14 protein-coding genes are annotated in these 13,262 nt (G+C 31.2%); 5 read left to right on the top strand and 9 right to left on the bottom strand.

Going from position 1 to position 13,262, the window contains the following annotated elements; translation table 11 throughout:
- The first annotated feature begins 88 nt into the window (after window positions 1-88).
- Window positions 89-1,063, top strand: a complete 975-nt coding sequence (locus tag ACIQ2Z_RS05325; RefSeq protein WP_396183118.1) for a D-alanine--D-alanine ligase — start codon at window positions 89-91, stop codon at window positions 1,061-1,063.
- Window positions 1,064-1,070: 7 nt separating this feature from the next.
- Window positions 1,071-1,526 carry a pantetheine-phosphate adenylyltransferase gene (coaD, locus tag ACIQ2Z_RS05330; RefSeq protein WP_396183119.1) on the top strand — a complete coding sequence of 152 codons (456 nt, stop codon included), beginning with the start codon at window positions 1,071-1,073 and terminating at the stop codon, window positions 1,524-1,526.
- 49 nt (window positions 1,527-1,575) lie between these two features.
- Here coaD and ACIQ2Z_RS05335 read toward each other — a convergent pair whose 3' ends face one another.
- Window positions 1,576-2,436: a T9SS type A sorting domain-containing protein gene (locus ACIQ2Z_RS05335; protein WP_396183120.1), complete on the bottom strand. Its 861-nt coding sequence runs from the start codon at window positions 2,434-2,436 to the stop codon at window positions 1,576-1,578.
- A gap of 93 nt (window positions 2,437-2,529) precedes the next feature.
- Between ACIQ2Z_RS05335 and ACIQ2Z_RS05340 the strand changes: the two genes are divergently transcribed.
- Entirely contained in the window at window positions 2,530-4,254 is a 1,725-nt protein-coding gene (locus ACIQ2Z_RS05340) for a M14 family metallopeptidase (protein WP_396183121.1), read from the top strand.
- 68 nt (window positions 4,255-4,322) lie between these two features.
- Here ACIQ2Z_RS05340 and ACIQ2Z_RS05345 read toward each other — a convergent pair whose 3' ends face one another.
- The 3 genes from ACIQ2Z_RS05345 to ACIQ2Z_RS05355 form a co-directional block, all read right to left on the bottom strand.
- Window positions 4,323-4,838, bottom strand: a complete 516-nt coding sequence (locus ACIQ2Z_RS05345) for a T9SS type A sorting domain-containing protein (protein ID WP_396183122.1) — start codon at window positions 4,836-4,838, stop codon at window positions 4,323-4,325.
- 81 nt (window positions 4,839-4,919) lie between these two features.
- On the bottom strand, window positions 4,920-5,243 hold the full coding sequence (locus ACIQ2Z_RS05350; protein ID WP_396183123.1) for a hypothetical protein: 324 nt from the start codon (window positions 5,241-5,243) through the stop codon (window positions 4,920-4,922).
- Between the two features lie 40 nt (window positions 5,244-5,283).
- Entirely contained in the window at window positions 5,284-5,871 is a 588-nt protein-coding gene (locus tag ACIQ2Z_RS05355) for an NUDIX hydrolase (RefSeq protein WP_396183124.1), read from the bottom strand.
- Window positions 5,872-5,878: 7 nt separating this feature from the next.
- Between ACIQ2Z_RS05355 and pyrE the strand changes: the two genes are divergently transcribed.
- Together pyrE and ACIQ2Z_RS05365 are read left to right on the top strand one after the other, a co-directional pair.
- Window positions 5,879-6,526: an orotate phosphoribosyltransferase gene (pyrE, locus tag ACIQ2Z_RS05360; RefSeq protein WP_396183125.1), complete on the top strand. Its 648-nt coding sequence runs from the start codon at window positions 5,879-5,881 to the stop codon at window positions 6,524-6,526.
- An 89-nt stretch (window positions 6,527-6,615) separates the two neighbouring features.
- Window positions 6,616-7,008: an SRPBCC family protein gene (locus ACIQ2Z_RS05365; RefSeq protein ID WP_396183126.1), complete on the top strand. Its 393-nt coding sequence runs from the start codon at window positions 6,616-6,618 to the stop codon at window positions 7,006-7,008.
- 2 nt (window positions 7,009-7,010) lie between these two features.
- On the opposite strand, the gene ACIQ2Z_RS05370 is transcribed toward ACIQ2Z_RS05365, so the two are convergent.
- The 5 genes from ACIQ2Z_RS05370 to ACIQ2Z_RS05390 all read right to left on the bottom strand — a co-directional run bounded on the left by ACIQ2Z_RS05370 (window position 7,011) and on the right by ACIQ2Z_RS05390 (window position 13,262).
- The gene (locus ACIQ2Z_RS05370; RefSeq protein ID WP_396183127.1) at window positions 7,011-10,007 is read right to left on the bottom strand and encodes a glycoside hydrolase family 3 N-terminal domain-containing protein; all 2,997 of its coding nucleotides are present in this window, start codon (window positions 10,005-10,007) and stop codon (window positions 7,011-7,013) included.
- Window positions 10,008-10,019: 12 nt separating this feature from the next.
- Window positions 10,020-10,502, bottom strand: coding sequence for an ABC transporter ATPase (locus ACIQ2Z_RS05375; protein ID WP_396183128.1), 483 nt, complete (start codon window positions 10,500-10,502; stop codon window positions 10,020-10,022).
- Window positions 10,503-10,581: 79 nt separating this feature from the next.
- Window positions 10,582-11,373, bottom strand: coding sequence for a (Fe-S)-binding protein (locus ACIQ2Z_RS05380; RefSeq protein ID WP_396183129.1), 792 nt, complete (start codon window positions 11,371-11,373; stop codon window positions 10,582-10,584).
- Window positions 11,374-11,412: 39 nt separating this feature from the next.
- Window positions 11,413-11,856, bottom strand: coding sequence for a phosphoheptose isomerase (locus ACIQ2Z_RS05385; RefSeq protein ID WP_396183130.1), 444 nt, complete (start codon window positions 11,854-11,856; stop codon window positions 11,413-11,415).
- Window positions 11,857-11,936: 80 nt separating this feature from the next.
- Entirely contained in the window at window positions 11,937-13,262 is a 1,326-nt protein-coding gene (locus ACIQ2Z_RS05390) for a 4Fe-4S dicluster domain-containing protein (protein WP_396183131.1), read from the bottom strand.

Consider the following 13,262-nt stretch of genomic DNA (forward strand, 5'->3'; position numbering starts at 1 on the left):
CAAATATATAAAATAATAAACCGTTTTTAGTTTCCATAAATAAATGATAAATTTGTTAAGGTAAAACCTAATCTTTAAACGCACACCAATGAAAAATGTTGCCATCATCATGGGCGGATATTCCAGTGAATACCAAATTTCACTCACAAGTGGAAATGTAGTTTATCAATACTTGGATAAATCGAAATATAATCCCTACTGTATTCACATATTTAAAGAAAAATGGGTTTTGGTAAACGATAATAAAGAAGAGTTTCCGGTAAATAAAAATGATTTTTCCGTTAGTATGAATGGTGAAAAATTAAACTTTGATGTTGTGTTTAATGCCATTCACGGTACTCCCGGGGAAGATGGTTTGATGCAAGCCTACTTTGAATTATTAACTATTCCACAAACTAGTTGCGATTATTATCAATCAGCTTTAACCTTTAATAAAAGAGATTTGCTTTCTGTATTAAAACCGTATGGTATCAAAACGGCTACCTCCTATTATTTGAATTTTAGTGATGCTATTCAACCGGAGACTATTATTAAAAAGGTTGGATTGCCTTGTTTTGTAAAACCCAATAAATCAGGTTCCAGTTTTGGAATATCTAAAGTTATTTCGAAGGAAGAATTAATTCCCGCTATTGAAAATGCCTACAAAGAAGATAATGAAATCATTATTGAAAGTTTTTTAAACGGTATTGAAGTTTCTGTAGGTGTAATCAATTATAAAGGGAAAATTACTGTTTTACCTATTACTGAAATTGTTTCAGAAAATGATTTCTTTGATTATGAAGCTAAATATTTAGGAAAATCACAGGAAATCACACCGGCTAGAATTAGTGATGAATTAAAAGAAAAAATTGAAACAGTTGCAAAAAGAGCTTATGAAGTTCTAAAAATGAAAGGATTTTCAAGAAGCGAATTTATTATAGTAAATAATGAACCCTATATGCTGGAAATGAATACAATCCCTGGGATGACTACTGAAAGCATTTTACCACAACAAGCTAAAGTTGCTGGTATCTCATTGTCTGATTTGTTTGACAATGCCATTGAATTAGCGTTGACAAAATAATATAATTATGAAAAAAGCAATATTCCCAGGTTCATTTGACCCTATAACGTTAGGACATTTTGATATTATTCAACGTGGTATTTCACTTTTTGATGAAGTAATTGTAGCTATTGGAGTAAATGCAGAAAAAAAATACATGTTCTCCATTGAACAACGTATGAAATTTATTGAAGAAGCCTTTAAAGATGAGCCAAAAGTTCGCGTAATTACTTATGAAGGATTGACTATTGATTTGTGTAAAAAAGAAAAAGCTGAATTTATTTTACGTGGTTTACGAAATCCGTCTGATTTTGAATTTGAAAAAGCGATTGCTCATACCAACCGAAGACTATCAAAAATTGAAACTGTATTTTTATTAACTGCTTCTAAAACTTCCTATATCAGTTCGAGTATTGTTCGCGATGTTATTAGAAATGGAGGAGATTATACCGTATTAGTTCCTGATTCAGTCAAAATAAATTAAAAAACCCGATTCATTTGAACCGGGTTTAAATGAATCTTATTGAAAAAAATTATTCTTTGATAAGTCTTTTATTCAAAACTCCTTCTGAAGTTTGTAAATTCAAAATATAGATTCCTGTATTGTATTCAGAAATTGAAAATGAATTTGAAACATCTAAATTAATTGCCATTTGTTTTCCTGTAATATCAGTTAAACTCGCTTTTTCAATTGAAACTGAAGCTGGTAAATCAATTGTAAATTTTCCTTTAGATGGATTTGGAAAAACAGAAACCTTTTGTAAAATACTTTCTTTAACACTTAAAGTAGTTCCGGTAACACTCAATACTAAATGAGCATTTGGAAAATTAATTGCAGCCATTGTTGTTGGAGCATTAATTGCGCAACCAGTAGAAGAAATATAAGTTGGTGCAGTTTGCCCTAAATTGTTAGCAGATAAAAACACTCTATTTCCGCTATTTGCTGTTTGGGCATCATATCCTACTTCAACCAAAACATTTGAACCTGCTGGAATTGCTGCAACAATTGGAATAGAAACCAATGATAATACATTACTAATTAAAATATTTGTTGTAGCAGTTGCCAATAGAGTATATCCTGTAGGATAGCCTGCTGGAAAATTCGTATTTGTTGTAGAGTAAATTTTCACTGTTATTGGAAAACCATTAGGCAAAGTAGGTATTGTTAATGATTGAACTCCATATTGTACACTTGAAATTGTATAGTCAGAAGTTATTGAAAATGAATTCAATTGAAAAAATCTGAAATAACGATTATCACTTGAAGTAGATGGTGTTCCGCCATTACATGCAACATTTGTATCGCCTAAGTCCATTGAAGTAGAATGAGAAATTGTTTGACTCATTCCAATAAAACTAATAAATAATAAAATAGCTAAAGTAATTTTTTTCATAAATGTTTATTTTTAAATTTGTTACTAACAAAACTACTTTTTTTTTCTTAGACTAAATAGATTTTGGTTATTTTTTTTTAAAAAAACAAACACATGTTAAAATATTTTCAATTATCAGTATTTCTAGCCTGCTTTTTATCTTTTTCTCAAAATAAAAGTTTCATTTTGACACCTTTTGAAAAAGGTAATGGCAATCAATCGACAACTTATGAAGAATGTATTTCCTTTTATCAAAATTTAGCTAACAAGTATTCAAGTATTCAAATGCTGGAAAAAGGTAAAACTGATAGTGGAAAATCATTGCATATTGTTGTTTTTTCTGAAAATAAAAACTTTGATTTTGATCAAGATAAAGCAATTGTTTTGGTGAATAACGGAATACATCCCGGTGAACCCGATGGTATTGATGCTTCAATGATGCTCCTCCGAGATTTGGCAACTTCAAAAATTAAAGTTCCTAAAAATACGCTAATTGTAGTTATTCCGGTTTATAATATTGACGGAATGTTAAATAGAAATTTCTCTTCCAGAGCTAATCAAAATGGTCCGGAAGCTTATGGTTTTAGAGCAAATGGGAGAAATTATGATTTGAATAGAGATTTTATCAAATCGGATACTAAAAATTCAAGAAGCTTTCAAGAGCTATTTAGAAGTATTAATCCGGATGTTTTTTTAGACAATCACGTTTCTAACGGTGCTGATTATCAATATACTTTTACTTGTATTGCCACTCAACACGAACGATTAGGAACAACTTTAGGAAACTATTTCACCAACGAATTTTTTCCTGACATTATCAAAAGCATGAACCAAAAGAAAATTGAAGTTGTTCCCTATGTAAATGTTCACAGTACTACTCCAGACCAAGGTTTTGAACAATTTACAGATACACCAAGATATGCTACCGGATATAGCACACTTTTCAATACCTTGGGTTTTGTACCTGAAACACACATGCTCAAATCGTTTAAAGAAAGAGTGAAAGTAACTTATGAATTTATGGTTAGTGTTATTAATTATACCGATGCCAATTGGAATAAAATTAAAAAAATAAGAACGGAAAGTTATAATGATTACCAGGAAGGATCAAACTATCCAATAGATTGGGCAATTGACTCAACTAAAGTATCATATATTGATTTTAAAGGATTTGAAGGAAAGAACAAGCCAAGTGACATTTCCGGGAAAGATCGATTATATTATGATAGAAGTAAGCCGTTTACCAAGAAAATTCCTTTTTATGGAAATTATAAACCTACAAAATTTATTACGATTCCAAAATCCTATATCATTCCACAATCGCAATGGCAAATTATTGATTTGTTGAAATTAAATAAGATACAATATTCTCTAATTCAAAAGGATACGCTCATTGAAGTTGAAACGTATAAAATTGACAGTTATCAAACATCAAAATCTCCTTACGAAGGTCATTATGTACATTACAATACAAAAATTTCAAGAAATATTAAAAAAGTAAAATTTAATTCTGGTGATTATATTTTTTTCTCGAATCAACAGGGAGTAAAATATTTACTAGAAACACTTGAACCAGAGGCAGTTGATTCCTATTTTAATTGGAATTTTTTTGATGCCATTTTGCAACAAAAAGAATGGTACTCTGCTTATGTATTTGAAGATTTAGCTACGGATATTTTAAAACAAAATCCAATTTTAAAAGAAAGCTTTGAAAAAAAGAAACTGGAGGAACCAAAATTTGCTGAAAGTGGTTCGGCTCAATTAGATTGGATTTATAAAAATTCTGACCACTACGAAAAAGAACATTTACAGTATCCGGTTTATCGTCTATTAAAGTAATATGTAACGTAATTTTAAAAAAAACGTCAAGAATTTATACTCTTGACGTTTTTGTTTAGATAATAAAATTAGTTTTTTAGCAACTTAATTGAATTTCCAGATTCAAAATTTAAGAAATACAAACCTGTTTCAAAATTTGATAAATTTATAGTGGCATTATCCTCTAAAATCAAACCTTTTAGAATTACTTTCCCAAAACTGTCAGAAATTGTATAATGTTGATTATCATACAATCCTTTTATAAAAAACACATCCTTACTCGGATTAGGATAAACTACCACGTTACTATTTTTTTCATTTGAACCAATTGATAAAGCAGTTGGTGTAAACTTATAAACTGTTGTATTTGCAGGCGTTCCAGTAATAAAATCCATTTCAGTTGTTGTAGTAGGATTTGCTTGATTACCAATTAAAAAAAAGGAATTAGTAAAATCTTCCGTATCAAAATCAGCGGAGGTTACTCCAATAATACCGCCTGTTTCGCCTAGGTAAAAAATGGACGGATTAGTCACACTACTAGAGCCATAACGAATTTCAAAAACATTTGTAGTTTCATAAAGCCAAAGTTGAAAGTTTACAAACATTGCTAAGGTTGAATCATCAAAACTACCGCAATTTTTCCACTGTATTTTAAAAATACGACTGCCCACTGCTCCTTCTACTTTTTAGCTTAGTGGTGACAAAGAGTTATCACCGTTAAAGCCTCTGTCTACTAGGTCGTTGCCCATCGGACTAATAATTTCTGATAAAACTCCTTCAAAAGTGATAAAACTATCGCTCATGATTAATTCTTGAAAATTCTGACCATTAACATTAAAAGTAAATGGAATAGCAATTGGAACATCAAAATCATCCCAAATTTCGCCTTGATTAATTGACACCGGATTAACCAACTCAACATAGGACTGGTTTAATTTAAGAAATGTATAATTTTGAGCTTGTAAAAAACCGCAAAACAAAACGAAAACATAAGGAAAAGTTTTTCTCATAGAAGTAATTATATTTTTTTTATAAAAGTATAAAAAAAAATTACTTTTCAAAGAGCAATTTTATGTTTTCATACGAATTTAAAAGGCAATTTTCAATTTCACTTTCAGGTTTCCACTCCACTTTTTCAATCCCTTCTTCGACTTGACCAATTAATTTTTCATTGAAACTCGTTCGCATTTCAAACCAATGTGTTATTTTCAGTTTATAACGCCCGCTTCGTTTAAAAATATGATATGTTTTAGAAAGCTTTCTAATTATTTTTAATCCTTTCACTCCTGTTTCTTCTTCAACTTCCCGTATAGCGGTATATTCAATTTCTTCACCTTTTTCAATTCCGCCTTTAGGTAAATCCCATTTTTTATTTCTAAAAATAAATAAAACTTCATTTTTATCATTGTAAACCAATCCACCTCCAGCCTTTTCAACCGGGATTTTTGATTTCAACTTTTTCATCATTTCCTTTTCATCGGGATGATACAAAAAAGCTTTATCAACTTTGTTTTTAAATATTTTGATAATAAGCTCTTTAATATCAACACTTTCAAGTAAAAACAATTGAAAATCCGTTTCTTTTTGGATTTCATTTGTCAAAAAAAGTGGCTTGTCGTTCACAAAAACTTTATACATTTGTACTATGATTTTAAATAACGATACAGCTAAAAAAACGGCCGAATTGCTTTTACAAATAAACGCAATTAAATTAAATCCTAAAAATCCTTTTACATGGGCTTCAGGATGGAAATCGCCTATCTATTGTGATAATCGGATAACACTTTCATTTCCACCAATTCGTAATTATTTACGAGAGGAATTTTCTAAACATATCGAAAAGCAATTTGGAAAACCGGATGTTATTGCCGGTGTTGCTACTGGTGCAATTGGAATTGGAGTGCTTGTTGCTGAATACTTGGGATTACCTTTTGTATATGTTCGTCCCGAACCTAAAAAACATGGTAGACAAAACCAAATAGAAGGTTTTTTACAAAAAGGACAGAATGTTGTTGTTGTAGAAGATTTAATCAGTACAGGAAACAGTAGTTTACTTGCAGTGGAAGCTTTAAAAGAAGCAGGCGCTAATATTAAAGGAATGGTAGCCATTTTTACATATGGTTTTGATGTATCTGTTGAAAACTTTAAAAAAGCTAATGTTGAATTATATACACTTTCAAACTATGATAATTTATTAGAATTAGCTGTTGCGAAAAATTATATCACAGAAGAAGAACAACACACTTTACAAGAATGGCGGGTTAGCCCATCTACTTGGGGAGTTGAAGTTTAAGAATAGAAAAAAGAAAAAAGAAAAAAGAGAAAAGACAAAAATCTAAACCGACATCGGAAAACAGAAAACCGATAACAGAAAACAAAAAAATGAATTTAGAAAGCCCAAAAGTTACTGTAGAAAAATCAGCTCAGTATTTATTTGATTCCTTGAGTGATGTCAGCAATTTCGAAAAACTAATGCCTGATACAATTGCTAAATTTGAAGTAACCGGTGAAGATTCGTTTATTTTCGGACTTAAAGGTATGCCGGAAATCAAGTTACGGATGAAAGAAAAAAATCCGAGCAGTCAAGTTATTTTAGGAGCTGCTTCAGAAAAATTACCATTTACTTTAACCGGAAATATCACTAGTCTAAGTGATGTAAGTTCTGAAGTTCAATTATCTTTTAACGGTGATTTTAATCCTATGATGGCTATGATGATTAAAGGACCTATTTCAAAATTTATAGAAACTTTAGCTGCAAACATGCATAAATTATAAAACTACTTTATAATTGCATCATAAATAACCTGCTGAATATTTTCTCGAATATTTTTTTGAGATAATATGTTTTTATCGGCATTTGGAAACGTTCTATTTGATAAAAATATATAAATAATTTCCTCTTCAGGATCAGCCCAAGCCATTGTTCCGGTAAAACCGGTATGACCAAAACTAGTCATCGAAACACAACCGCATGTTGGTCCGGAAGTTCCTAATTGTGGCTTATCGAAACCAATTCCGCGACGATTTCCATTCTCGCAATAAAAGCATGTATTAAAGACTTCAAACGTATTTGCTGAAAAATAAACTTCTCCTCCATAGCTTCCTTTTTGCAAAAAAAGTTGCATCATCTTTGCTAAATCCATTGAATTGGAAAAGATTCCGGCGTGCCCTCCTACTCCCCCTTCCATTGCAGCCTCCATGTCATGCACATAGCCTTGAATAGTTTGATATCGAAAATAAGTATCTATTTCTGTTGGTGGAATTTTACTCATATCAAACTTGTGCAACGGATTGTATAACGTATTATTCATACCTAATTTAGAATAAAAGTTTTTACTACTCAGTTCATCAAGCGTTTTTCCAGTTGTTTTTTCTAAATAATTTTTAAGAATGATAAACGTAAAATCGCTGTATTTATATTCTTTTTTGGGTAATAATTTACTTTCTGCAATAGCCTTCATGATGGTGTCATAATAGTCTTTTCTTAAATATAAATTTTCAGCTACTTGATTTGGAAAACCGGTGCTATATGCTTTTCTATAATACTTCTCGGACGGCAAGTTATTTGAATCCAATGTCTGTTTATAAAATGGAATCCATGCCTGCAAACCTGCGTAATGGGATAACAAATCTTTAAAAATGATGTTTTCTTTATCTGTTCCTTTAAAAAGTGGTAACATTTCTCCCAAATGAGTTTCCAAGGATACCTTTTTATTATCGTATAATTGCATCACATTAGGCAAAGTAGATACAATTTTTGTTAACGAAGCGACATCATAAATATCTGAATTTTTAACTTGCATTTGTTTTTCATAAGTATGAAATCCAAAAGCTTTTTGATAAATTACTTTTCCTTTTCTAGCTACTAAAATTTGTCCTCCCGGTGTCATTTTTTCATCTATTGCTTTTTGCATGATTGCATCAATTCGTTGCAAAACAAAAGGATTCATTTTTACATTTTGAGGAGGTGTAAATCCTAAACGATTTAATTTTTCAGTTGATAAACCATGGTCAACTTTAAATTCTTCATTAATGGTAACTGGTAATTTTCCCTTAGCCTCAAGAGCACCAAAAATAAGTTGGGCAGAAACATTTTGAGCCACATCGCTATTTTGATAAGAAACTAAAACACCATCAATATTTTCAAAAGTAGGAATTGAACTTAACGCATAGGGTTTTACAAAACAATTTAAAATTACTTTTTTACGTTTGGCTATTTCTGTAATCCAAACAATTTCTTTAGCAGAAAAATCATGTTTTTTCCAAGCACCATCTGCTTTATGAAATCCTAAAATAACCTTTGTATAATCTTTTAATAAAACATTTAATGAATCTATATTTTCATGTTTAACCTCAGTTATATCAGTATATTTTTTTAATGTTTCTAAGAAAACTGTATTAGAATCATCTCCCAATTTTACATAAGCAATTTTATCTTTGTCCAATTCTTTGATTGGAATTATGGCTCCTTTATTTTTAATTACTGTGATGGCATTTTCATACAATTGATATTGTAGTCCTTCATCATGAGGAGTATTTATTGCAGATGAAAGTTTTTGAATTTCAATTGGTTTATTGGCATTCAATCCGGCTTTGTACTTGAAATGCAATATTTTTTTAACGGAATATGACAATCTATCTTGTGTAATAAATGAACTATCTATGGCCTCTTTTATTTTTTGAATAGCAACAGGAACATTTTCAGGAAAAAGCAAAATATCATTTCCGGCAGTAAAAGCGGCTAAATCGATATCCCCCGGTTTTTTAAAATTGCTTGCTCCTTTCATATTCAGAGCATCTGTAAAAATTAATCCTTTAAAATTCAACTCTTTTTTCAGCAAATCAGTAACAATAACATTAGAAATTGAAGAAGGATAACCCGGACGATTTTCAAAACTTGGTACATCCAAATGTGCAACCATTACACTGGCTAATCCTTTATAAATTAATCTCTTATAGGGATATAATTCAACGTCTCGTATATGTTCCTGTGAAAAATTAACTATCGGAAGCATATGATGTGAATCTGATTCTGTTGCACCATGACCCGGAAAATGTTTTCCGGTGGCAAACACGCCATTAGATTGCAATCCAATCATTAAAGCTAAAGCTCTTTCCGTAACATTCTTTTTATCTTCTCCAAAAGAACGATTTCCTATTATTGGGTTTTTCGGATTGGTATTGATATCTAAAACGGGTGCAAAATTAAAATGTACTCCCAATTGTTTAGATTGAATAGCCATTAATTCCCCCGTTTTTTCAATTAAATTTAAATCTTGAATAGCACCTAAAGTCATATTCCAAGGAAAACGATTGACAGAATCCAAACGCATACTTAATCCCCATTCGGCATCAATGCCAATAAACAAAGGAACTTTCGATTTCTTTTGAAAACGATTTGTCAATTGAGCTTGACGTACCGGTCCGCCTTGAAAAAAAATTAAGCCCCCAATTTTTTGTTCATCAATCAATTTATCAAGGGATTTAATATGAGTTGAATCTTTATTTGAATAAGCGGCCACCATAAATAGTTGACCAATTTTTTCTTCTGTTGAAAGTGAATTAAAAATACTGTCTACCCATTTTTTTTCTTCAGGGGTTGACAAGGAATAATTGAAGGTTAAATTTTCAAAATCCTCTATATTTTTATCTTTGGTAGGATTGATAGTTGATTCTGAAATAACAGGATTAGAGTTGACAGCTTTTTTTGTAGCACAATTTACAACTGAAATCAGCAAAAAGAGGAGAAGAAAAATTCGAAAAAATTTGAACATTATAATTTTTTTTTAAAAAAATCGGCTATGCCAGCTATCTGAGGCAGGAACTTCCCAGTTTTCTTTCCATTCTTCAATTGTGTTAACCAGATTATTAAATACAATCGTATTTTCAGAAACAGCTTTTTCTTTAGCCATTCGTTTAAAATCCAGCAATGATTTATGAGTCAAAAATTCTCCTTGCTTATAAGTAACATTCATTTTGTCTAATAAATCTACTTTATATTTTTGTTCTAATTTTTGAATAAACTCAACCGATTTATCAATTGAACATCCAGTTGCTTGTTGAACATCCTGATTAACGGCCAATATTAGAAATCGATTATATTTTGTTATAAAAGAGGCTTCTAACGGAGTTCCATGAGACATCCATTCGTCAATAAAAGATTGCAAATCTTTCTCAATTTCAATTATTTCATCATCAGAAAATTTTCGGTTGGATTGATAAATCCAAATTCTGGATTCTTCGGGAAGATTTTCAAATAGAATGTACATTTTTTTTGGTTTTGGGTGATTGGTAATGGGTTTTAGAACTATATCCTTTTACCAATTACCATTTACCTATTATCGAATATTATAAATCTTGAGCGTTTGCAATCAATTCTGCCACATCCATTACTTTTACGGAGGTTTCTTTTTCTTTATTTTTAATACCATCTGTCATCATGGTATTACAAAACGGGCATCCAGCGGCAATAATATCGGGTTTCGTTTCTAAAGCATCTTCTGTTCTCTCGATATTGATTTCTTTATTACCGGGTTCAGCGTCTTTAAACATTTGAGCACCTCCAGCTCCACAACACAATCCTTTGGCTTTGGAACGTTTCATTTCTACTAATTCAACATCTAATTTTTGAATTAATTCTCTAGGTGCTTCATACACATTATTTGCTCTTCCTAAATAACAAGGATCATGAAAAGTAATTCGTTTTCCTTTAAACTGACCACCTTCAATTGTTAAGCGTCCATCATCTAAAAGCGATTTTAGAAATTGAGTATGGTGCATCACTTCATATTGTCCCCCTAGTTCAGGATATTCATTTTTTATTGTATTGAAGCAATGCGGACAAGCGGTAACAATTTTCTTAACTTCATATGCATTCATGACTTGAATATTCATCATGGCTTGCATTTGAAATAAAAATTCATTTCCTGCTCTTTTTGCCGGATCACCGGTACAACTTTCCTCGGTTCCTAAAACTGCAAAAGGCACATTCGCCCGATTTAGAATTTGAACAAATGCTTTTGTGATTTTTTTAGCTCGATCATCAAAACTACCGGCACATCCAACCCAAAATAAAACTTCAGGTTGTTTGCCTTGAGCCATCATTTCTGCCATCGTTGGCACTACTAAATTTTCTGCCATATTATTTTGTTTGTGACAAGACTTTCATTGTCAGTACTATTAGTGATGTTCGTCGTCAAATACTTGAATGGTAACTTCTTTTTCGACTAAATCTGTAAATTTTCCTCTATAACGAGTAGCTTTCACTAAATGGTTATCAATCCAATGGTAATTTCCACCACGTGGTTTACCAAATAAAATTCCGTGGTATTTAAATCCATGTTTTTTAAGCCAAATCTCAGTATATTCTCTGTGAGCTTCAGTTCTGGAAGTAAAAAAGAATATAATATGCCCTTCATCATACCATTTATTTAATGTTACCAATGCATCCGGATAAACCTCTGCTGTTAACATACGTTCCGGCTCTTCGTTGGGAATATCATCACATACGGTTCCGTCAATATCTATTAAATAATTTTTAATTCCTTCCGGTAAAATCGGACTTAATTGCTGTCCATTTTCAGTAATGGCTTGAAGCTTTTTGTTAATGTCTTCCATTTTCATTTTTTAGTTTTTAATTAATTCACATTCATTAAACACTTTCCCAAGTCTCACTATTATGGAAATTTGTTTTTATATATAGTTTAGTTCTCCTCCTTCCAATTCAAGCGATCCATTTGGTTATATTGCCATGGAGCACCATTATTTTCAATATTTGTCATCATAGCGTTTATTGGCATCGGTGCAGCACTTTGTTCCATGACCAAATATCGTCTCATATCCATGATGATAGATAACGGGCTTATATTAACAGGGCATTCTTCTACACAAGCGTTACAAGATGTACATGCCCAAAGTTCTTCTGTGGTGATGTAATCATTTAATAACGATTTATTATCTGGAACAAAAACACCTTTGTTTAAATCTATAATTTTTCCTACTTCTTCAAGACGGTCACGTGTATCCATCATAATTTTACGAGGAGATAGTTTTTTTCCGGTTAGATTAGCCGGACAAGAAGAGGTACATCGTCCACATTCAGTACATGTGTATGCATTTAATAACTGTACCCAATTTAAATCCTGCACATCACTAGCTCCAAATTTTGACGGTATAGTCTCAGGATTTGCCTGTGCAGCAAATGGATCAGCTGAAGGATCCATCATTAATTTAACTTCGTTTGTAACACTTTCCAAATTATCAAACTTTCCTTTTTCGTTTAAATCTGCAAAATAAGTATTTGGAAATGCCAATAAAATATGTAAATGTTTCGAAAAGTATAAATAATTTAAGAAAACCAAAATTCCACAAATATGTAACCACCAAGCAGTTCTTTCAATTACGATTACCACTCCTTCAGACAAACCATTAAATAGTGGCGAGATAAATTGACTGATAGGAAAACTACCAGCTTGGTTATAATGATGAACATTCATTTCCTGTAACCATAAATCCGCTGCATTCATTATCAGAAATAATGACATTAAAACTATCTCAAAATATAAAATATAGTTTGCGTCATTTTTGGGCCAACTTTTCAAATCCGAGCTAACAAAACGTTTTAATTTTATTACATTTCTTCTTAACCAAAAAATAATAACTGAAACTAAAACTAATACGGCAAGTATTTCAAATGAAGCAATTAAAACATCATAAAATCCACCCATGAACGAAAACACACGATGAGTTCCGAACAAGCCATCAATAACAATTTCCAATAGTTCTAAGTTGATAATAATGAAACCAACATAAACTATAATATGCAAAAATCCTGCGATTGGACGTTTCAACATTTTTGACTGTCCTAATGCAATCATGGTCATGTTTTTCCGGCGTTCAGATGAATTATCTGTTCTGTTAACTTGTTGTCCAAGTTTAATGTTTCGAACAATTTTTTTTACATTAAGGGCAAAATAACCAAAGCCTAAGCCTAAGATTATCAAAAATAAAATATTATCTAAATAGCTCAT

Origin of the sequence: Flavobacterium sp., from assembly GCF_044361015.1 — a bacterium.
In the GTDB taxonomy this organism is placed as follows: Bacteria; Bacteroidota; Bacteroidia; order Flavobacteriales; family Flavobacteriaceae; genus Flavobacterium.

Excerpts from the sequence above, each read along its gene's own strand:
- ACIQ2Z_RS05345 (WP_396183122.1), bottom strand. The coding sequence starts at position 4,838 with ATGTTTGTAAACTTTCAACTTTGGCTTTATGAAACTACAAATGTTTTT.
- ACIQ2Z_RS05385 (WP_396183130.1), bottom strand. The coding sequence starts at position 11,856 with ATGAAAATGGAAGACATTAACAAAAAGCTTCAAGCCATTACTGAAAAT.
- ACIQ2Z_RS05325 (WP_396183118.1), top strand. The coding sequence starts at position 89 with ATGAAAAATGTTGCCATCATCATGGGCGGATATTCCAGTGAATACCAA.
- ACIQ2Z_RS05370 (WP_396183127.1), bottom strand. The coding sequence starts at position 10,007 with ATGTTCAAATTTTTTCGAATTTTTCTTCTCCTCTTTTTGCTGATTTCA.
- ACIQ2Z_RS05365 (WP_396183126.1), top strand. The coding sequence starts at position 6,616 with ATGAATTTAGAAAGCCCAAAAGTTACTGTAGAAAAATCAGCTCAGTAT.
- coaD (WP_396183119.1), top strand. The coding sequence starts at position 1,071 with ATGAAAAAAGCAATATTCCCAGGTTCATTTGACCCTATAACGTTAGGA.
- ACIQ2Z_RS05380 (WP_396183129.1), bottom strand. The coding sequence starts at position 11,373 with ATGGCAGAAAATTTAGTAGTGCCAACGATGGCAGAAATGATGGCTCAA.
- ACIQ2Z_RS05335 (WP_396183120.1), bottom strand. The coding sequence starts at position 2,436 with ATGAAAAAAATTACTTTAGCTATTTTATTATTTATTAGTTTTATTGGA.
- pyrE (WP_396183125.1), top strand. The coding sequence starts at position 5,879 with ATGATTTTAAATAACGATACAGCTAAAAAAACGGCCGAATTGCTTTTA.
- ACIQ2Z_RS05375 (WP_396183128.1), bottom strand. The coding sequence starts at position 10,502 with ATGTACATTCTATTTGAAAATCTTCCCGAAGAATCCAGAATTTGGATT.
- ACIQ2Z_RS05390 (WP_396183131.1), bottom strand. The coding sequence starts at position 13,262 with ATGAGCTATTTAGATAATATTTTATTTTTGATAATCTTAGGCTTAGGC.
- ACIQ2Z_RS05355 (WP_396183124.1), bottom strand. The coding sequence starts at position 5,871 with ATGTATAAAGTTTTTGTGAACGACAAGCCACTTTTTTTGACAAATGAA.
- ACIQ2Z_RS05350 (WP_396183123.1), bottom strand. The coding sequence starts at position 5,243 with ATGAGAAAAACTTTTCCTTATGTTTTCGTTTTGTTTTGCGGTTTTTTA.
- ACIQ2Z_RS05340 (WP_396183121.1), top strand. The coding sequence starts at position 2,530 with ATGTTAAAATATTTTCAATTATCAGTATTTCTAGCCTGCTTTTTATCT.